21 protein-coding genes are annotated in these 19,750 nt (G+C 62.9%); 12 read left to right on the plus strand and 9 right to left on the minus strand.

The genetic code is table 11. The annotated features are described in order from the left end of the window. Window positions 1–85: 85 nt before the first annotated feature. The 9 genes from fabD to gmk all read left to right on the plus strand — a co-directional run bounded on the left by fabD (window position 86) and on the right by gmk (window position 7,175). Entirely contained in the window at window positions 86–1,027 is a 942-nt protein-coding gene (fabD, locus tag AC0L3H_RS24195) for an ACP S-malonyltransferase (RefSeq protein WP_473587129.1), read from the plus strand. Window positions 1,028–1,108: 81 nt separating this feature from the next. Then, window positions 1,109–1,330 carry a type II toxin-antitoxin system RelB family antitoxin gene (relB, locus tag AC0L3H_RS24200; protein WP_473492324.1) on the plus strand — a complete coding sequence of 74 codons (222 nt, stop codon included), beginning with the start codon at window positions 1,109–1,111 and terminating at the stop codon, window positions 1,328–1,330. After that, window positions 1,314–1,580, plus strand: a complete 267-nt coding sequence (locus AC0L3H_RS24205; protein ID WP_128247644.1) for a type II toxin-antitoxin system RelE family toxin — start codon at window positions 1,314–1,316, stop codon at window positions 1,578–1,580. Before relB ends, AC0L3H_RS24205 begins: the two co-directional genes overlap by 17 nt. 42 nt (window positions 1,581–1,622) lie before the next feature. After that, on the plus strand, window positions 1,623–2,360 hold the full coding sequence (gene fabG / locus AC0L3H_RS24210; protein WP_473587130.1) for a 3-oxoacyl-[acyl-carrier-protein] reductase: 738 nt from the start codon (window positions 1,623–1,625) through the stop codon (window positions 2,358–2,360). A gap of 189 nt (window positions 2,361–2,549) precedes the next feature. Beyond that, window positions 2,550–2,786: an acyl carrier protein gene (locus AC0L3H_RS24215; protein WP_006203723.1), complete on the plus strand. Its 237-nt coding sequence runs from the start codon at window positions 2,550–2,552 to the stop codon at window positions 2,784–2,786. Between the two features lie 34 nt (window positions 2,787–2,820). Continuing rightward, entirely contained in the window at window positions 2,821–4,083 is a 1,263-nt protein-coding gene (gene fabF / locus AC0L3H_RS24220) for a beta-ketoacyl-ACP synthase II (protein ID WP_091590545.1), read from the plus strand. Between the two features lie 103 nt (window positions 4,084–4,186). After that, window positions 4,187–5,425, plus strand: coding sequence for an endolytic transglycosylase MltG (gene mltG, locus AC0L3H_RS24225; RefSeq protein ID WP_473587131.1), 1,239 nt, complete (start codon window positions 4,187–4,189; stop codon window positions 5,423–5,425). Window positions 5,426–5,604: 179 nt separating this feature from the next. Continuing rightward, window positions 5,605–6,495 (plus strand): YicC/YloC family endoribonuclease, encoded by an 891-nt coding sequence (locus tag AC0L3H_RS24230; RefSeq protein WP_473587132.1) that lies wholly within the window; start codon window positions 5,605–5,607, stop codon window positions 6,493–6,495. A gap of 5 nt (window positions 6,496–6,500) precedes the next feature. Beyond that, window positions 6,501–7,175, plus strand: coding sequence for a guanylate kinase (gene gmk / locus AC0L3H_RS24235; protein WP_027152668.1), 675 nt, complete (start codon window positions 6,501–6,503; stop codon window positions 7,173–7,175). 12 nt (window positions 7,176–7,187) lie between these two features. Here gmk and rsmA read toward each other — a convergent pair whose 3' ends face one another. From rsmA to AC0L3H_RS24270, 7 genes are all read right to left on the minus strand, one after another. Next, window positions 7,188–8,027: a 16S rRNA (adenine(1518)-N(6)/adenine(1519)-N(6))-dimethyltransferase RsmA gene (rsmA, locus tag AC0L3H_RS24240; protein WP_473587133.1), complete on the minus strand. Its 840-nt coding sequence runs from the start codon at window positions 8,025–8,027 to the stop codon at window positions 7,188–7,190. A gap of 22 nt (window positions 8,028–8,049) precedes the next feature. Next, the gene (pdxA, locus tag AC0L3H_RS24245) at window positions 8,050–9,078 is read right to left on the minus strand and encodes a 4-hydroxythreonine-4-phosphate dehydrogenase PdxA (RefSeq protein ID WP_473587164.1); all 1,029 of its coding nucleotides are present in this window, start codon (window positions 9,076–9,078) and stop codon (window positions 8,050–8,052) included. Continuing rightward, window positions 9,075–10,007, minus strand: a complete 933-nt coding sequence (locus AC0L3H_RS24250; protein ID WP_023800699.1) for a peptidylprolyl isomerase — start codon at window positions 10,005–10,007, stop codon at window positions 9,075–9,077. The genes pdxA and AC0L3H_RS24250 overlap by 4 nt, the downstream gene beginning before the upstream one ends. Before the next feature lie 205 nt (window positions 10,008–10,212). Continuing rightward, complete coding sequence (locus AC0L3H_RS24255; protein ID WP_473587134.1) at window positions 10,213–12,501, minus strand: LPS-assembly protein LptD; 2,289 nt, start codon at window positions 12,499–12,501, stop codon at window positions 10,213–10,215. A gap of 128 nt (window positions 12,502–12,629) precedes the next feature. Beyond that, complete coding sequence (lptG, locus tag AC0L3H_RS24260; protein WP_023800697.1) at window positions 12,630–13,712, minus strand: LPS export ABC transporter permease LptG; 1,083 nt, start codon at window positions 13,710–13,712, stop codon at window positions 12,630–12,632. 16 nt (window positions 13,713–13,728) lie between these two features. Next, window positions 13,729–14,931, minus strand: coding sequence for an LPS export ABC transporter permease LptF (gene lptF / locus AC0L3H_RS24265; RefSeq protein ID WP_473587135.1), 1,203 nt, complete (start codon window positions 14,929–14,931; stop codon window positions 13,729–13,731). Then, window positions 14,928–15,242: a hypothetical protein gene (locus AC0L3H_RS24270; RefSeq protein ID WP_287073990.1), complete on the minus strand. Its 315-nt coding sequence runs from the start codon at window positions 15,240–15,242 to the stop codon at window positions 14,928–14,930. The genes lptF and AC0L3H_RS24270 overlap by 4 nt, the downstream gene beginning before the upstream one ends. 244 nt (window positions 15,243–15,486) lie before the next feature. On the opposite strand from AC0L3H_RS24270, the gene AC0L3H_RS24275 reads away from it, so the two are divergent. Then, complete coding sequence (locus AC0L3H_RS24275) at window positions 15,487–16,998, plus strand: leucyl aminopeptidase (RefSeq protein WP_473587165.1); 1,512 nt, start codon at window positions 15,487–15,489, stop codon at window positions 16,996–16,998. 19 nt (window positions 16,999–17,017) lie between these two features. Then, the gene (locus AC0L3H_RS24280; protein ID WP_473587136.1) at window positions 17,018–17,467 is read left to right on the plus strand and encodes a DNA polymerase III subunit chi; all 450 of its coding nucleotides are present in this window, start codon (window positions 17,018–17,020) and stop codon (window positions 17,465–17,467) included. Window positions 17,468–17,505: 38 nt separating this feature from the next. Here AC0L3H_RS24280 and AC0L3H_RS24285 read toward each other — a convergent pair whose 3' ends face one another. Then, a complete protein-coding gene (locus tag AC0L3H_RS24285; RefSeq protein WP_473587137.1) occupies window positions 17,506–18,228 on the minus strand; it encodes a haloacid dehalogenase type II in 723 nt (240 codons plus the stop codon). A 132-nt stretch (window positions 18,229–18,360) separates the two neighbouring features. After that, window positions 18,361–18,849, minus strand: coding sequence for a RidA family protein (locus tag AC0L3H_RS24290; protein WP_254023828.1), 489 nt, complete (start codon window positions 18,847–18,849; stop codon window positions 18,361–18,363). A 188-nt stretch (window positions 18,850–19,037) separates the two neighbouring features. Here AC0L3H_RS24290 and AC0L3H_RS24295 point away from each other — a divergent pair, with 188 nt between their 5' ends. Beyond that, on the plus strand, window positions 19,038–19,718 hold the full coding sequence (locus tag AC0L3H_RS24295; RefSeq protein ID WP_473587138.1) for a TetR/AcrR family transcriptional regulator: 681 nt from the start codon (window positions 19,038–19,040) through the stop codon (window positions 19,716–19,718). Window positions 19,719–19,750 lie beyond the last annotated feature (32 nt).

Below are 19,750 nucleotides of genomic sequence, written 5' to 3' on the forward strand. Positions count from 1 at the left end.
GGCCCGGGTCGGGCTGCTAGCGGACTTGACTTGTCAGCCCGCCTTGCGTCACAGGCAGGGAAAATCAGCCGCTTGGGAGGCACGCATGGCCGTCGCATTCACCTTTCCGGGACAGGGCAGCCAGGCTGTCGGCATGGGCAAGGACCTCGCCGACGCCTTTCCGGAATCGCGGAAGATCTTCGAAGAGGTCGACGACGCGCTCGGCGAAAACCTGTCGAAGCTGATCTGGGAAGGGCCGGAAGAGAGGCTGACGCTGACCGCCAATGCCCAGCCGGCGCTGATGGCTGTGTCGCTCGCCGCCATCCGGGCGCTGGAATCGAGCGGCCTGTCGCTGAAGCACAAGGTCGCCTATGTCGCCGGCCATTCGCTCGGCGAATATTCGGCACTTGCCGCCGCCGGTTTCGTTTCGGTCGCCGATGCCGCCCGGCTCTTGCGTATCCGCGGCAATGCCATGCAGGCGGCTGTGCCGGCCGGCGAGGGCGCCATGGCGGCGATCATCGGGCTGGAACAGGCCGTTGTCGAAGCCGCCTGCGCTGAAGCGGCCAAAGAGTCGATTTGCCAGATCGCGAACGACAATGGCGGTGGCCAACTGGTGATCTCCGGCGCCAGGGCGGCCGTCGAGCAGGCGGCGAAGCTGTGCACGGAAAAGGGCGCCAAGCGGGTGCTGATGCTGCAGGTCTCGGCGCCCTTCCATTCGGCGCTGATGGCACCGGCGGCCGAGGTCATGCGCGAGGCGCTGGCCGGCGTGACGAAGAACGCGCCGTTCGTACCCGTGGTTTCCAACGTGTCGGTCACGCCGTCCAGCGATCCGGATGCAATCGCCCACCGCCTGGTCGAACAGGTGACGGGGCGCGTGCGCTGGCGCGAAACGGTGGAATGGTTTGGCGCCAACGGCATCGCGACGCTGTACGAGGTGGGCGCCGGCAAGGTGTTGTCGGGACTGGCGCGGCGCATCAACCGCGACATCGCCACCGGTGCGGTCGGCACGCCGGCCGATGTCGAGGCGGCGTTGGTGGCGCTCGATTGAACCATGCGTCCGGCTGATGCGGGCGCTTGAATTCTTAACCTCGTCGGGATATGTGAATACATGTATTCACAGGAGATCGGAATGCCGACTTCCATCCGACTTGCCCCCGAAATCGAAGAGCGTCTGGATTTTCTCGCGGCCAGGACTGGCCGCAGTAAAGCTTTTTATCTGCGCGAGCTCATCGCGCGCGGTCTTGAGGACGTGGAAGACTATTACCTCGCGGCCGAAGTGCTGGAGCGGATCAGAAGCGGCGAGGAGGACGTCATGACAGCCGAGGACTTCTGGCGTGGCCTGGACGCTTGAATATGCCCGCTCGGCGCGCAAATTTATTGAAAAACTGGATCCGCAGACACGTCACCGGCTCCGCGACTTCATCGAGAACCGTATTGCCGCCCTCGACAATCCGCGTGAAGCCGGCAAGCCGCTGAAGGGACCGTTAGCGACTTTTTGGAGGTACCGGGTTGGGGATTATCGAATTATCTGCGATGTGCAGGACAAGCGGCTCGTCATTCTGGTGGTTACAATAGGCCACCGCAGTGATGTCTACAGGTAGCCACCTTCGCCGGCCTGTCCGATTTGGAAGAGGATCAAAGACATGTTCGAATTGACCGGCCGCAAGGCGCTCGTCACAGGCGCATCGGGAGGCATCGGCGAGGCGATCGCCAGGGTGCTGCATGCGCAGGGCGCTGTCGTCGGCCTGCACGGCACCCGCGTCGAGAAGCTGGAAACGCTGGCGGCCGAGCTCGGCGACCGGGTCAAGCTGTTCCCGGCGAACCTTTCCAATCGCGACGAGGTCAAGGAACTCGGCCAGAAGGCCGAGGCCGATCTCGAAGGCGTCGACATTCTCGTCAACAATGCCGGCATCACCAAGGACGGGCTGTTCGTGCGCATGGCGGACGCCGACTGGGATTCGGTGATCGAGGTCAACCTGACCGCCGTGTTCCGGCTGACCCGCGAACTCACCCATCCGATGATGCGGCGCCGGCATGGCCGCATCATCAACATCACCTCGGTGGTTGGCGTCACCGGCAATCCTGGCCAAACCAACTACTGCGCCTCCAAGGCCGGCATGATCGGCTTTTCCAAGTCGCTGGCGCAGGAGATCGCCACGCGCAACATCACCGTCAACTGCGTCGCCCCGGGCTTCATCGAATCGGCGATGACCGACAAGCTCAACGACAAGCAGAAAGAGGCGATCATGGCGGCGATTCCGACACGGCGCATGGGCACCAGCGCCGAAGTCGCCTCCGCCGTCGCCTACCTGGCTTCCAACGAAGCCGCCTATGTCACCGGCCAGACCATTCACGTCAATGGCGGCATGGCGATGATTTGACAGTTGCGGGAAAACACCCCTTTTCGCCTTGGAGCCCGGCCGATTTTCGTGTAATGCGGCCCGCAACCCGGCGGTTCGGGCAAAAACCGGTCCGGTGCCGTTGCGTTTCCGACAGGACCATCTTTCAGCTTGATTAGCGGCATTCTGCCCGCTAACGAAGACAGACAAACAAAAGACGAGGATGCCCAAATGAGTGACACCGCAGAGCGCGTCAAGAAGATCGTTATCGAGCACCTTGGCGTCGATGCCGACAAGGTGACGGAGCAGGCGAGCTTCATCGATGATCTGGGCGCGGACAGTCTCGACACGGTCGAACTCGTCATGGCGTTCGAAGAAGAATTCGGCGTAGAGATCCCGGACGATGCGGCCGAAACCATCCTGACTGTCGGCGATGCGGTGAAGTACATCGACAAGGCTTCGGCCTGACGCTATTTGCAGTCATCACCGAGGAGGACCTGCGATGAGGCGTGTCGTCGTCACGGGCCTTGGGCTGCTTTCGCCGTTCGGCGTAGGCTTTGAGCATGGCTGGAAGGAACTTCTGACCGGCCGCAGCGCAGCCAAGCGCATCACCGAGTTCGAGGTGGAGGATCTTGCCTGCAAGGTCGCCCACGTCATCCCGCGCGGCAATGGTGAGAATGCCACCTTCAATCCCGAGACCGTTCTCGAGCCGAAGGAACTGCGCAAGATCGGCGACTTCATCCTCTACGGGATCGCGGCCGCCGACGAGGCGCTGAAGGATTCGGGGTGGGCGCCGAAGACGCATGAAGAGCAGTGCGCCACCGGCGTGCTGATCGGCTCCGGCATCGGCGGCATCGAAGGCATCGCCGAGAACGCGATGATCCTGAAGGAGCGCGGTCCGCGCCGCATCAGCCCGTTCTTCATCCCCGGCCAGATCATCAATCTCGTGTCCGGCCAGGTTTCGATCCGGCATGGGCTGAAAGGCCCCAACCACGCCGTCGTCACCGCTTGCTCCACTGGCGCGCATGCCATCGGCGATGCCGCCCGGCTGATCATGTGGGGCGATGCCGACGTGATGGTCGCAGGCGGCACGGAAGCGCCGGTGACGCGGCTGTCGATCGCCGGCTTCGCCGCTTGCCGGGCGCTGTCGACCGACCGCAACGACGCTCCGGAAACGGCCTCGCGTCCCTATGACCGAGACCGCGACGGCTTCGTCATGGGCGAGGGCGCCGGCGTCGTCATTCTGGAGGAACTGGAACACGCCAAGGCGCGCGGCGCCAAGATCTATGCCGAGGTCACCGGTTACGGCTTGACCGGCGATGCCTATCACATCACCGCGCCGGCCGAAGATGGTGACGGCGCCTTCCGTTGCATGGTGGCGGCGCTGAACCGGGCCAAGCTGACGCCCGCAGACGTCGACTACATCAATGCGCACGGCACCTCGACCATGGCCGACACGATCGAGCTGGGCGCCGTCGAGCGGCTTGTCGGCAACGCCGCGTCGAAAATATCGATGTCGTCGACCAAGTCGTCGATAGGCCACCTTCTGGGGGCGGCGGGCGCCGCCGAGGCGATTTTTTCGATCCTCGCCATTCGCGACAACATCGCGCCGGCCACCATCAATCTCGACAACCCGGAGCGTGAAACGGCGATCGACCTGGTGCCGCACAAGCCGCGCGCCCGCCAAATCGATGTGGCGCTGTCCAATTCCTTCGGCTTCGGCGGCACCAACGCCTCGCTGGTCTTCCAGCGCTACAATGGCTGACCGGTCCGCCGACCGGCACGGTCTATGCGTGTCGTCAATTTTGCCATATTCGCCCCTACTGTGCCCAAGGGGATTCGTTGCAAAGATCAAACGGTAGGGCGCCATGAGCACAAATTCGGCGGAAAACGGGCAATTCGGGCAACGGTCCGCACCGTCGGGCCCGATCGTACCGAAAACGGCCAGCGAGGCATTGCGGCCTGAAGCCGGCACGCCGCCGCCCAAGCGCTCGCGGGCCTCGCGCAGCCAGTTCGTGGTGTTCATGAACTTCGTCATCTCCCTGGTGATGCTGATGGTTCTGGCGGCTGGCTTTGCCTTGTATTTCGGCAAGCAGGAATTCAACGAGCCCGGCCCTTCGGCCAATGCCGACACCTTCCTGGTCAAGCCGAACACCGGCGTCCAGGAGATTGCAGAGCAGCTCGAGCGGCGCGGACTGATCAGCGACGCGCGCATCTTCCGCCTTGGCGTGCGCGCTTTTGGCAATGATTCCGCCCTGAAGGCCGGCGAATACGAGATCAAGCCGCAGGCCTCGATGCGCGACATCATGGAGTTGCTGAAGAGCGGCAAGTCGGTGATGTATTCGCTGACCGTCCCCGAGGGGCTGACGGTCGAGCAGGCGCTGCAGCGCATCGCCGATCAGGCAGCGCTCGATGGCGATATGCCGAGGACCATTCCACCCGAGGGCAGCCTTGCTACCGACACGCTGCGTTTCACCCGCGGCGCGACACGCCAGCAGATGGTCGAAAAGCTTTTGGCGGATCAGAAGAAGCTTGTCGAGGAAGTCTGGCAGCGGCGCGCCTCCGATCTGCCTCTGGCCAGTGTCGAAGACTTCGTCACCCTGGCTTCGATCGTCGAGAAAGAGACGGGCAAGGGCGACGAACGCTCGCGGGTCGCGGCCGTCTTCCTCAACCGGTTGGCCAAGGGCATGCGGCTGCAGTCCGATCCGACCATTATCTACGGCCTGTTCGGCGGCAAGGGCAAACCCGCCGACCGCCCGATTTTTCAGTCTGACATCAAGAAGCCGACGCCCTACAACACTTATCTGATCAACGGCTTGCCGCCGACGCCGATCGCCAATCCTGGCCGTGCGGCACTGGAAGCCGTCGCCAATCCGTCGAAGACCGACGACCTGTATTTCGTTGCCGACGGCACCGGCGGTCACGTCTTTGCCACGACGCTCGCCGAGCACAACGAGAACGTCGCCCGCTACCGAACGCTGCAGAAGGAACTGGCCGATGAAGCCGCGAAGGCCGGTGCTGCCAAGGCCGACGCCGCCAAGGTGGAAGGTCAGACCGACGCGCCGGTTGACGACGGCGATGGCGACGCCGGAGCGGCGGCGCAGTAGCGCCGGACGGTTGTGAAGTCGTCCCTCCGATTCGTCTGACGGCCGGGACGTGCTGATTTTGTCATCAGGAGCGCCCTGCGTCCGATTCGACGCGAACAGGCGCTCCGGATTTTGAAGCCGCGCACGATCTGGCCCGGAACCGCTTCCGGGATCATGCGCCAGGGGGAAGCAAGGGCATCATGAATTTGCAGAGCATGACCGGTTTTGCACGGGCCGTCGCCGAACATGACGGCACGTCGATCGCCTGGGAAGTGAAGTCGGTCAACGGCAAGAGCGTCGAGGTCAGGCTGCGGCTACCGCAAGGCCTCGAGCGGCTTGAGCCGGCCGTTAGGCAGACGGTGCAGAAGCGCTTTGCACGCGGCAATTTCCAGGCAACGCTGACCGTCGGCCGCGCAGCCGGCCAGCAGGCGCAGCCAGTGGTCAACGAGGCCTTCCTGAGAGATCTGGCGGGGCTGGCCAAGCGGCTGCAGGAGATGTTCGGCGCAGCGCCTGCGACAGCCGACGGGCTGCTTTCGCTGCGCGGCGTGCTCGACATCCCCGAAACCGTCGAAACCGAAGAGGCGCGGGTGGCGCTCGACAGCGCGATACTCTCGTCGCTCGAAGTGGCGCTGAGCGGGCTGGAGCAGGCACGCCAGGGCGAGGGCACCGCCCTGCGCTCGCTGCTGTCCGGTCATATCGCCGCTATCGAAGCGCTGACACTGCGCGCCGAGGCCGATCCGTCGCGCGAGCCGGCGGTGATCCGCGAACGGATTACCGAGCAGGTGCGGCTGCTGATGGATGCCTCCGCCAATCTCGACGCCAGCCGGTTGCATATGGAAGCGGCGTTCCTGGCCACCAAGGCCGACATCCGCGAGGAGATCGACCGGCTGAAGACACATGTGGCATCCGGCCGGGTGCTGCTGGCAGGCGGCGGCGCCATCGGCCGCAAGCTCGACTTTCTGGCGCAGGAATTCAACCGCGAATCGAATACGCTGTGTTCGAAGTCGAACGCCGCTGCGATCACCGCCATAGGGCTGGAGCTGAAGGCGGTCGTCGACCAGTTTCGCGAACAGGTCCAGAATCTGGAGTAACCCTGATGGTCGCCAAGGAGCCTATGGTTGCCAGGGATTTGGGTTCCCGCATTCGCCGGCGGGGTTTGATGCTCGTGCTGTCGTCGCCGTCCGGCGCCGGCAAGTCGACGATCGCGCGCAATCTTCTGGAGAGCGATTCCAGTCTCGAACTGTCGGTCTCCGTCACCACGCGGCCGCGCCGCGGCAGCGAGATCGAAGGCGTCCACTATCATTTCCGCACTATGCGTGAGTTCGAGCGGCTGCGCGATTCGGACGAACTGCTTGAATGGGCCGAAGTGCATGGCAATTGCTATGCCACGCCGCGTGAGCCGGCCGAACTGGCGCTGGCACAGGGCCGCGATATGTTGTTCGACATCGACTGGCAGGGCGCCCAGCAGCTCAAGGAGAAGATGCGCGCCGACATCGTCTCGATCTTCATCCTGCCGCCCTCGATGAAAGAGTTGAAGGCGCGGCTGAAGCGCCGCGCCGAGGACCAGGAATCGGTGATCGAGACGCGTCTGAAGAACGCTCGCAACGAGATCGAGCACTGGAAAGAATATGATTTCGTCATCATCAACGACGATCTCGACCGTGCCTTCGCCGAGGTACGCGGCATAGTCATCGCCGAGCGGCTCAGACGCGACCGCCGGCCCGGGCTGTTCGATTTCGTCTCGGGGCTGCTCGACGAGAAGACGGACTAGGGGCCGGCGCAATCACACCGCGTTGGTCAGTCGCACGAATTCCTCGACGCTCAAGGTTTCCGCCCGCCGCGTCGGATCGATGCCGGCGCGGGTGAGCAGGGCTTCGCCGCCGAGGCTCTTGACGCTCTGCCGCAGCATTTTGCGGCGCTGGCCGAAGGCCGCTTCGGTAACGCGGCCGAGCTTCTTGACTTCGGCGGGCAGCGGATTTGCCCGCGGCACCAGATGCACCACCGACGACACCACCTTGGGCGGCGGCGTGAAGGCTTGCGGCGGCACGTCAAAAGCGATTTTTGCCTCCGTCCGCCAGCCTGCCAGCACGCCCAGCCGGCCATAGGCATCGCTGCCGGGGCGGGCGACGATGCGCTCGGCCACCTCGCGCTGGAACATAAGCGTCATCGATGCGTAAAAGGGCGGCCACTCGGCGACGGTCAGCCAGCGTATTAAAAGTTCGGTGCCGATATTGTAGGGCAGGTTGGCGACGATCCTCACAGATCCATTGCCTCCATGTGCGCCTTCGGCAAGCGCTGCAAAATCCGTCTTCAACGCGTCGCCGGCAATGATTTCCAAACGGCCCGGATAGTGATCTGACACCTCCGCGAGCGCTGCCAGGCAGCGCTCGTCGCGCTCGATTGCGATGACCCGAGCCGCGCCGTGGGACAGCAGCGCCCGGGTCAGGCCACCTGGACCCGGACCGACCTCGATTACCGTGGCGTCGGTCAGGTCGCCGGCGGCACGCGCGACCTTGCCGGTAAGGTTGAGGTCGAGCAGGAAATTCTGGCCGAGCGCCTTCTTTGCCTGCAACCCATGGCGTTCGATCACCGCGCGTAACGGCGGCAGCCCGTCGATGCTCATGCGACCGCTCTCATGCAAAGCCTCATGCGGCGGCAGCCTTCGCCCCGATGTCGGCAAGCCTGCGGGCGAGCCTGAGCGCCGCGATCAGGCTGTCGGTCAGGGCCATGCCCTTGCCGGCGATATCGAAAGCGGTGCCGTGATCCGGTGAAGTGCGGATGAAGGGTAGGCCGAGCGTAACGTTGACCGCCTCGTCGAACGCCAGCGCCTTGGCCGGGATCAGCGCCTGATCGTGATACATGCACAGCGCCACATCGTAGCCGGCTCGGGCGCGGGCGTGGAACAGCGTATCGGCCGGCAGCGGCCCGAAAGCGTCGATGCCCTCCGCCCTCAGCCTTTCGATCGCCGGGCGGATGATACGCTCGTCCTCGGCGCCCATCGCGCCGCCTTCACCGGCATGCGGATTGAGGCCGGCAACGGCAAGCCGCGGCTTGGCAATGCCGAAGCGATATTCGAGGTCGGTGGCGGTGATGCGGGCGGTCGCGACGATCAGATCCGTTGTCAGCGCTTCCGGCACCTCGCGCAGCGCAATGTGGATGGTGACCGGAACCGTGCGCAACTCGGGACCGGCAAGCATCATCACCGGCATTGCTTGTGCGCCGGTGTGGAGCGTCGCCAGATGCGCCAGATACTCAGTGTGACCGGGAAAACGGAAGCCGGCATCGTAGAGCGGCTTCTTGGCGATCGGGCACGTAACGACCGCCGCTGCGCGACCGCCAAGGCAGTCGTCAACAGCGCGGTCGATGGCCTCGATGATACCGGCGGCGTTGGCCGGGTCCGGCCGGCCGGGGTCGTCGACGAAGCGGGCGGCAAGCGGCATGACGGGCAGGGCGCGCCCAAAGACGCGCTCCGCTTCGGCTGGCACTGTCTCCGTGATTGGCACATCGGCGCCGAGCAGGCGCGCCCGTGCGGCAATCAGCGCCGGATCGGTTATAAGGTAGAAGGGCGGCACACCGGCGCTGTCGCGCGCCTGCCAGGCGGCAATGGCGATTTCCGGCCCGACGCCGGATGGATCGCCGGCGCTCAGCGCCAGCGCTGCCTCTGGCGGCTTCAGCGCTCGACGATGCGGGCTTTCTTCCGCAACTCCTCGACATATTTCGTGGAGAGCTCATCGGCGTCCTTGCCACTCGAGCCTTCGCTCTGGAACACCATCTGGGCAGCCTTGTCGTCGGACACTTCGCGCGACGAGCAGATGCCGATGAACTCGACGCCACGGTCTGTTTCGCGCGTGGGGGTGGCGCCGCCGACCTTGGTGGCCTTGATCTGGTCGGCCCAGTCCGGCGGCAATTGCGGCGCCAGTATCCGGCCGAGATCGCGAACGGTGACGTCAATCAGGCCCTTGGCGAATTCGCGCGAGGTGTTGCAGCCGTTGAAGCGGGCGCGCATGGCGTCGGCCTCGCGCTTGCGCTTGGACAGCGTCGCGCTGCGCTCGGCCGCCGGTACGACGAAAATGACCTGCTGCAGCATGTACTCCATGGCGGTCGGCTTGTTGCCGCCCTTGTCGAGCATGCGCCTGACTGCGTCCTGCTCACTCACGGAGCCGCCGCTCTCCGAGCGATGGCGCGCGGTCAGCGCCTGGTTCCAGGCCATCTGGGAGCGGATGAACTCCTTGAAATGCTCCTTGCCGACGCCGGACTGCGCCATGACGCCATCGAGCTGCTTGAGCTGCATCTTGTTGGTCGTGGCAAAGCGCTGATAGGCGGCCTCGACCTGGGCGTCGCTGATGCGGATGCCGAGACGCTTGGCTTCGGCGACGCGCAGCGTCTGCTCGATCATTTCCTCGGCGGCATTGCCCTTCTTGCGCTGCAGGCGCAGGAAGGCAGCCCGATGCTGAATGTCGCCAGTGGTGATCGGTACGTTGTTGACGACGTATTTGATCTGGCTGGCGAAAGCCGGCGGCGTCATCATGGTGATCGAGGCTGAGGTCGCCGCCACCAGCAGCGCGAACCCTGCCGAAAAGAGGTATTTCCTCATCGAAAGCATCCCAATCCTATCTCGGTTGCGGCCCAATTTTATCGCATTTTGAGGGAACTGGAACCCGTGCCTGCCCTATGCGGCGAAACGATGTCGTTAGCTGCGATGTGCGTCCACTTTGACGCACGACGTATGCTCAAGACACTTTGAATTTTTCGGGCTGGTGCGTTGGCCGGCCGCCCGTTCCGCCTGTCCGTTATTGGCCAGTGGTCTGCTACTGGACAGTGTTGAAGGAGCTTTGCGTCGAGCCGAAATCGCCGAGCGTGCGAAACGACAGGTTGAAACCGATATTCTGCGACACTTCCTTGGAGCTCAGGTCGCGGGATTCCGAGAACGTCATCAAGTAGGTGAAGCAATCATCACTATAGGCAAAGCCGACCCCGTCCTTGACCAGGACGCTTTGCTCGAGATCGTAGGTGCCGGTACCGAAGACACGCCAGTTCTCGGCAAGTTGCGCCGAGGCGCCGAGCGTGACCTCGTGACGATCGGTCGTAAAACCATAGAGCGGCTGAGCCTGGATGAAGGCGTATTTGGCGCTGAACGAAATCGGCAGGCCGGAATAGGCTGCCTTAACCTCGGCGCGGCGAATCTCGAAGCTCTGCTCGTCGAAGCGGCCGCTGACCGAGCCGGAAAGCCCGCCGGGGCTGTTGAAGCCGACAAGGCCGACATAATCGGAACTCGCGGTCTCCAGGCCCGAATCTTCGCCGACGTTGACCAGATCCGGCGCGTCGAAGGAGTTCTGGCCGTCAAGCTGGTAGGATTGGCCGAACAGCGCGTTGGTGCTCCAGCCATTGTCATAGGCGCCGGAATAGCGCAGCCCGACATTGGCGCGCGTGCCGCCTTCCAAGCGGTCGTAACCGGAGAACTTGTCGCGCTCGAACAATGTCGTGGCATCAAAGACGAAGCTCTGCGCGTCCTCGTTGGGAACAGCGAGGCCGCCGACATATTGCTCGTTCGGACGCACGAAGACCTGCGCCATCGGCTCGAAGATGTGACTGGAACTGGTCGACGAGAACAGCACCGGCCAGCGCATTTCCAGTCCGGCGGTTGCCATGAAGCGGGCGAGAGACGATCGCGTATCGTCGTCGACGCCGAGGTTAGACGCCATCTGATTGATGGCATTGAGCGATCCCGAAGAGGCGTTGACATAGCCGGCATCGCCGCGCAGCGCCAAAAGGGGCGTCAGCAGCAGCCCGCCATCGGTGGTGAAGGTGCGCTTCCATTCCGCTTCGGCAGTGAGACGGCCCGATTGGCCCTCGATGCCGCGTACACTGGTGACGGACGCAGCGTTGTTCGGATCGGCAAGGGCCCTATCCAGCCTGTCGCGGCTGATAGCCTGCGCGTTGACATTAAGCGACAGCTGCCCGCCGCCCACCGCCATGTCGGGGATGTAGGCGTAGTCGAGCGAGGGCAGCACCCAGGGCTGTTTGCCGGCGCGCGCGGTCGGATCGTCAGGGAGTGCCTCTTCCTGGACCACAAAGCGCATGGCGCGCACGTCGAAATAGTTGCGGCCGTTGAGGCCGGTCAGGTAGATCGAGGAGCGATGCACGCTGTCGCCGAAGTCTTCGATGGCGTAGGTGCGTGAGAAGTTCTTGTCGGTCTGCAGCAGGACGTCCCAGCCGAAGTCCCAGCGCGGATTGATAGCGAACTGGCCCTTGGTGCCCATCATGCCGCGGAACTCGTTCGGGTCGCCGGCCGCACCCGAATCGACATTGCGCCCGTCGTCGTCGATAAACTTGTCGGGATCCTCTTGCCGGATGCCGGCGATCTTCAGACTGTATTGGCCGTTGTTGAAGCGCTGGCGCCACTCGGCTTCGCCGAGAAAGCCCTGCTTGGTATAGCCGCTGCCGGTGACGGTGAGGTCGTAGGTTGGTGAGAGCGCGAAATAATAGGGGACTTTGACGCCGAGGCCGAGGTCGCTCTTGTAAGCGATGCTGGGGATCAGGAAGCCGCTCTTGCGCTTGACGGTCGGGTCGGCAATTTCAAAGGCCGGCAGATAGGCGAGCGGAAAGCCGAAGAACTCGAAATTCGAATTCTCGAAGCGAACCGTCTTCTTTTCGCCGTTCCAGATGATCTTTCTGGCCTTGATGCGCCAGGTCGGCGCTTTGTCCGGCTTGTCCTCGCACGGCTCGCAGGCCGTGTAGACGCCGTTGTGGAACGTCGTCAGCACGCCGCCCATGCGTTCCGCGCTTTCGGCGGCGAAATAGGTCTTGTCGACGGTTTCGACACGCAGCGCGTTGACGAAGCCGTCGGCGAAATCGTCGGTGATGTCGACATGCTGCGAATAGATCTTAGTGCCGTCGCTGTTGATGACCTCGACATTGCCGCTGGCGACGAGCCGCTTGGTGTTGCGATTGTATTCCACCCGCTGGGCGACGAGGCGGTTGCCGCCATAATCGATCTGCACGCCGCCGACGGCCGTTACGGTCTGGTTGTCATTGTCATAGACCAGCGTATCTGCCGCCAGCAGCATTTGCGAACCGGTGGGAACGTCGGCTGCCATGCCGCTGATATTCTGGGCAAAAGCGGGGATACTCGGAACGACGCAAGCGAGCAGGCACGCCAAGGCGCTCGCCCCATAGAGGCGCGCCGAATCGGCATGCCTATGGATGCGCAAAACCGCCCCCCTCACTAGCCGTCTTCCTTGTACAGCAAGAAAGTCACCCCGAAGAACATAGCCACGACAACCGGAACCCATGCAGCGACGACTGTGGGTACGAATCCCGCCACGCCGAATGCCTTGACCAGCACTGTCACGACATAAAGCAGAAACCCAGCCAGGACGCCACCCAGAATCATCGTCGCGGATTGTCCCATCCTCGCAAATCGCATCGACACCGTTGCGGCGATCAAAGTCATGGCGACGAGAAGGAACGGCAGCGCTACCAGTGAATCAAATTGCATGGCAAAGGCATTTGCCTTGAGGCCGAAGGAGCGGGCAACCTCGATCTTCCCGGGCAGATCGTAGAAGGGGATGGTTTCCGGGCGCGCCAGCCGCTCTTGCACGAACTCGGGCTTGAGATCGGTCGGTATGCGGTCGGTTGCCACCGATTGGATGTTGCCGTCCCGGAACACCTTGACGTCCTGCAGTTCCCAGTAACCATCCCGCAAATAGGCGTGCGCCGCGTCCTTGCGTTCGACGATGTCGCCTTGCGGGTTGAGGACGAAGAAGGCGGCGTCGGCCATCTCCAGGCCCTGATTGAGGATGGCGCGCGCGCCGATGATAGTATCGCCGGAACTGGTTTTCTGCCGGATCCAGGGCTCGGCGTCAGCCGAGACGGTGTTCGACTTGCCGGAGCGGAGCTGGGTTTCGATTTTTTCGGACCAGGAAAACGCATAGGCGGCGATCGGATTGATGACGCCGACCGACAACACCCCGAACAGCAGCGCCCCGATGCAGCACGGCAGCAGGAATTGCCATGCGGATACGCCGGCGGAACGCGCGATGACCAGTTCATACCTGCGATTAAGCGAGACCAGCGTCGCCATCGCCGAGAACAGGCCGACGAACGGCACCGTCTGCAGCATGATCATCGGCATTCGCAACCCTGAGATGGCAAACGCCGTGCCGTAGGTAAAACCCGGCAAGCCGGTCGTGCGGCCGGAAAGCTCGGTGAAGTCGATCAGGAACACAAGCGCCAGGAGGCCGATGAAGAACCAGATGGTGATCGTCACGTAGCGGAAGAAGAAGTATCTGCCCAGAGTCCAGCCCATTAGCGTGTCCAGCCCATCAGCCGGCCTCTTGGCCAGAAGCGCCGCGCCTGGCGAAGCGGAGCTTCAGGGCGCTCCAGCCGTCACCGAAGCGGCCGGCGAAATTCGTCATCCAGTCGGCCCAGGCGACCGGCAATTCCATGGTCCGGTTGGAGACGATGAACCATGTCGCGACTGCGGACGCCACAATAGGAATGCCGTAGACCATATAGGCGTATTGCGGAATGTTGTCGGCCTTCCCAGCGGCAAAGAAACCGAGCCAGCGCACGAAAAGGGCGATTGCGATAGACGTGATCAGCGGATGAATGCGCGCCTCGCGATGGGAACGCGCGTCTCCCGCGACCGCAAGCGCGATCAGCGCGAAAACGAGTGAATAGGACCATTCGGAGAAACGCTGGTGGACCTCGGCCAGGTACTTGTTCGGCCTCTTCTGGAACATCTTGTCGTTCGGACTGGGATTGAGCAGGTACTGTGTCGTCCGGTCCTTCGGCAACAGCAATACCTCCGATGAGGCCGACATGAAGGCCGACAGGTCGAAGGCATAGGAGGTGAACCGGATGACCGAAAGATCGCCGGCCAGCGTTTTGCGATGGATGACGCCGTCGTTCATCATCAGCACCCGCTCGTCGCCGCTTTCGATGATGGCGCCGCTCTTGGCGTAGTAGATGAGGTTGACGCCTTCTTCGCGTGAATCGGCGACAAAAATGCCGCCAAGGCGGTTGTCCGGAAGCCGCTGGCCGATCTGCAGGAACAGGCCGTCGTCGATCTTGCGGAAGGTGCCTTCCTGGATGATGAGCGACAGAAGATCGGCGCGCGACGACGCCACCAGTTCGCGGTTTTTCTGTCGTGCATAGGGGTCGACGCCGTTGTCGACGGCGAACGAAAAAACACTGGCCGCCAGTGCCAGGAGCATGATCGGCGTGACGATGGTCCAGCGCGAAGCGCCCGCGGCGTTCAAGACGGCAAGCTCAGAATCGGAATTCATCGCGCTCAGTGTCTGCGCGACCGCGACCACCAGGGCGAAGGGCACGACGATCGGGACGATCGACGGAATGATCAGCGCAGCGACCTCGAAGAAGGTCAGCGCCGACTGCCCACTGTCGGTCACGAGATCGATGCGGGCGAGCACCTGCGTCGTCCACACGATCGCCAGCGTCCAGATGAGCGCTGCGAGGAAGACGGCCAACGCACGACGCATGATGTAGCGTTCAACGACCTTCATGAAGGCTTTTCTCGATTTTGCCGAACGGCATCATGCCTCCAGACAAGGTAGTCGCCCGGCGACGCCTGCACAACCGGTCCGTTGGCGGTTCGATCTGGTTCCCGTCCCACATCGTTGTTTCCGGTGGCCGGAGTGTCGGCGGCATTGGATAAGAAAGGGCGAACATCAATGGTTAACAACAGGTTGCGGCAGTAAAGCGGGGCCGTGCCGCGACGAATCGCCATCGATTCCATCTGCCATATGGGATCGGATTCCGGCAAAGTCTTGCCAAATGCCGGAAAACGACCAAATGTCGCGCCGGTCACTGACATGGCCGCCGCGGCTGCGACAGGTACAGGCATGAAAGCAGAAGTAACAGAATTGCGCAGCAAAGCCGGCCAGGAATCGATTTTTCACGGTGCGGTCGTGATCGGCGCCAACACAATACGCAGCAGATCGCCAGGCAGGGGCGATGATTGAAAATGGGGGTGGTGCTTCCGGTCGGAAACAGCCAAATATCTGGTTCGTCAAGGCACTCCCCCGAAAACCCAACGCCTTTCCCGAAAGCAGGACATGATGACTTCGAGACCTTCGATCGCCTTTGCCAGGTTCGCAGTGCCCAAAAAAGGCAGCGTCTTCATGCTGGCGGCCAACGATGGCGGTCTCGGCGACGCGGCAAAGGCTTGCGATCCGGCAAAGACCCTGGAGCGGGCGTTTCCGGTGGCCGACTTTTCCGGCAAGTTCGCCGGCCTGGTCGAAGTGCTGGCGCCGGAGGGCACATCGCTCGACCGGCTGGTGGCGGTCGGCGCCGGCAAGGTCTCGGCGCTCGACGACTATGCCTGGCTCAAGCTTGGCGGCACCATCGCTGCATCCTTGCGCAAGGCGACGGAGGTGGCGGTCATGCTCGATCTGCCGGGTGTTGACGTCGGCGGCAGGCAAGCGGCACAGCTTGCCGCGGGCATTCTTCTGCGCAGCTATGCTTTCGACAAGTACAAGACGAAAAAGGACAATGGCGACGGCCAGCGCGACGGCAACAAGGCCGAGCCCAAAAAGCCGGTTAAGGTGACCATCCACACCGCCGATCCGGCGGCGGCGAAAAAGGCCTTCGCCGACGAGGTGGCGGTGATCGACGGGGTGCTCCTGGCGCGCGATCTGGTCAACGAACCGGCCAATATACTGGGGCCGGTGGAATTCGCCGCCCGCGTCAACGAACTGGAGGCGCTCGGCGTCGCGGTCGAGATCCTGGTCGAGAAGGAGATGAAGAAGCTCGGCATGGGCGCGCTGCTCGGCGTCGCACAAGGCTCGCCGCGTGGCGCGCGCCTGGCCGTCATGCGATGGAACGGCGGCAAGGCCAAGGACAGCCCGATTGCTTTCGTCGGCAAAGGCGTCACTTTCGACACCGGCGGCAATTCGATAAAGACGGCCTCCGGCATGGAGGACATGAAGGGCGACATGGGCGGTGCGGCCGCGGTGACCGGGCTGATGCACGCGCTGGCCGCGCGCAAGGCCAAGACCAATGTCGTCGGCATCATCGGGCTGGTGGAAAATGCCGTCGACGGCCATGCGCAGCGCCCCGGCGACATTGTCACTTCGATGTCGGGCCAGACCATCGAGGTGCTCAACACCGACGCCGAAGGCCGCCTCGTTCTGGCCGATGCGCTGTGGTACTGCAGCGATCGCTTCCAGCCGAAATTCATGGTCAATCTGGCGACGCTGACCGGCGCCACCATGGTCGCGCTCGGCCAGCACTATGCCGGGCTGTTCTCCAACAATGACGAATTGGCGAACAGGCTGACGAGCGCCGGGCAGGCGACGCAGGAACGAGTGTGGCGGATGCCGCTCGGCACCGAATACGACAAGCTGATCGATTCGAAAAATGCCGACATGAAGAACATCGGCGGCCGCTATGGCGGTGCCATCATCGCGGCGCAGTTCCTGCAGCGCTTCGTCAGGGATACACCCTGGGCGCATCTCGACATCGCCGGCACCGCGATGGGCGCGCCGTCCAGCGAGATCAACCAGTCATGGGCCTCCGGCTTCGGCGTCAGGCTGCTCGACCGGCTGGTTCGCGACAACTACGAGGAGTGAGGCCTTTCAAGGCGCGATCATGGCCGACGTCCTGTTCTACCACCTGACCGAATCGACTCTGGAGGATGCGCTGCCCGGCCTGCTCGAGCGCAGTGTCGATCGCGGTTGGCGCGCCGTGGTACAGACCGGCTCCGAAGAACGGCGCGACGCGCTGGACCAGCATCTTTGGACCTTCAGGGACGATTCCTTCCTGGCGCATGCGACGGACCGCGAATCCTATCCGGCCGAGCAGCCGATCCTTTTGACAACCAGCCATGACAATCCGAACGAGGCGCAGATACGCTTCCTGGTTGACGGCGCGGTGCCGCCGAAGCTTGCCGGTTACGAGCGCGCCGTGTTCCTGTTCGACGGCCACGATGCGGCCCAGGTCGAGGCGGCGCGCACGCACTGGAAGACGATGAAGGAAGCCGGCCACGCAGTCACCTACTGGCAGCAGACCTCAGACCGGCGCTGGGAACGCAAGGCGTAGTAAAGCCCGCAGCCTGGGCGATCCGCAACCTGGGGTTGCTACAACTTAAGTCGTTCAGCCAAGTCAATGAAGTCGCTGGCCACCAGGTCCCAGGCTTGATCAGGGTGCAGATCCGTGGTCTGCGCTACCCCGTGCTCGGTCGGACGCGGGACAAAGGCTGTTCGCAATCCGCATGCCCGAGCCGCTGCAAGGTCGCCATTGTGGGCGGCCACAAGACAAATCTCATCCGGCTTCATTGACAGGACGTCAGCGGTGCGAAGATAGGCTTCCGGCGCAGGCTTGTAGGCTTGCACGACTTCGGCGCCGAGGATCGCATCCCAGGGGATGCGAGTCCGCTTCGCCATGTTGAGCATGAGGGCGATGTTGCCGTTCGAGAGCGGCGCGATGATATAGCGGGCCTTGAGCCGTGTAAGGCCGGCCACCACGTCCGGCCATGGCTCCAATCGGTGCCATGCCAGGTTCAGTTCGTCCAACTCGGACGCTGGCACCGAAGCCGGGTCGATCCCGAATTCTGGCAAAACGGCTTCCAGATTCTCCCGATGCAGCACGTCGAGCCGTGTAAAGGGCCGCCGGCCGCTGCGCACCTCCTCCATCGCTGGGGAGTAACGGCGGCGCCACGCATCCGCGAAAGCGGTAGGAATAGCGGATACTGCTCCATGCCGCTTCAGGAACGGCTCAGCTTCGCGGGCCACGCCGCTGCGCCAATCGACGACAGTGCCGAACACGTCGAATACCAACGCACGTACGCCATCCAATGCCATCACATTCGGCTCCTCGATCCCCACTATTTTCCTTCGTCGCCTGCCTCGTTTTCCCTGCTGAGCGTCCCTACCGCGATCCGTAATTCGTAATTCCACGAAGCTCTGGACAATTGCGAAAGGCGAGCGGCACCACTATTCCAGAATGACGACGGCCTCCACCTCGAAGAGCATGGGGTCAATTGCAAGCTTGGGGACGGGAATCAGGGTCTGCGCCGGCAGCGCTTCACCGAACATTTTTTTGACGTTCTTGGTCAACACCTCGAGCTTGGACATATCGTGATCGACCACGAAGACGGTGAGCTTGGCGACCTGATCCGGCCTCGCACCGAGCGCATCGAGGGCGGTGCGCAAATTTGTGTAGGCCTGCTCAACCTGGACAGCGAAGTCGGGCGACAAGGCTCCCGTGCTGTCTTGCCCGCCCTGTCCGGAGATGTAGGCCACCCGGGCTCCGCGCGGCGTGATCACCGCCGTGCTGTAGCCATTTGGCGACGGGTCGTAGAGGTTTTGTGGATTGACGATGGTCAGCTTGAGATCCTTCTCATTGGCTGTCGTGGCAGTGGGAACTCCCATGGTCATGATGATTAGCCCTTCGATAAGCAGATGCTTGATTGCGCGTGACATGATTTTCTCTTGGCTATGCGAGCAACGTGCCTCGCGGCCGGCATTATTGAACTTTAACCGTATCGCCCATACGATGACTCGTGCGACGTACGAGTCATCGTATGGTACGCCGTACGAGTCAATCGTTCAGATCGACATTCGTTCGCGTTGCCGGTCAAAATCGACGTTCTGAACAGCGAGGAAGACGGATGGCGGCCAAACGCAGCGGCCGGAGCAAACGAGGGATAAATGAGCGGCTCCAGCCCTTGCAGGAGCCGCGCAGTGAACCGCCGCTCTCTCGGGAACGTATCGTGGCGACCGCGGTGGAACTGCTTGACGCTCAAGGAGTCGACGGATTGACGATGCGTCGGCTGGCCGATCGCCTCGGCTCGGGCGTGATGAGCCTATATTGGCACGTCGACAACAAAGAGGATGTCTTTGATCTGGCGCTCGACTCGGTGCTTGAATATCGCGGACCGCCGCAAATAGCTCAAGGCTGGCGCGGAGAAGTCGTTTATGTGCTCGAAGACTGGCGCGCCAGCATGCTGCGCCACCCTTGGTCGGCGACGCTGTTGCCGCGCCGGGCGCTCGGCCCGAACATCCTCGGTCGCTTGGAACTGCTGAGCAAGACGTTGTCCAGAGCCGGCGTTGCGGACGCAGATGTGAACGTTGCGATATGGTCGCTCTGGAACTATGTGATGGGCGCCACCATCACCCGGGCCAGCTTCGACCTCTCGGACGACGACAGGGCCGCTGCGCAGCAGCGCCTTACACGTCTCAGCGAACGTTATCCGACAATCGAACGCTCTCGTCTGCTGTTGGACAATGATTGGGACGGCGCTTTCAGGAATGGCCTCGGCTTCCTGCTCGATGGCCTCTCTCCAAAATGAGGCTGAACGGTAGCTTTGGCTGAAGCTGATTT

Source organism: Mesorhizobium sp. WSM4816, from assembly GCF_055811535.1.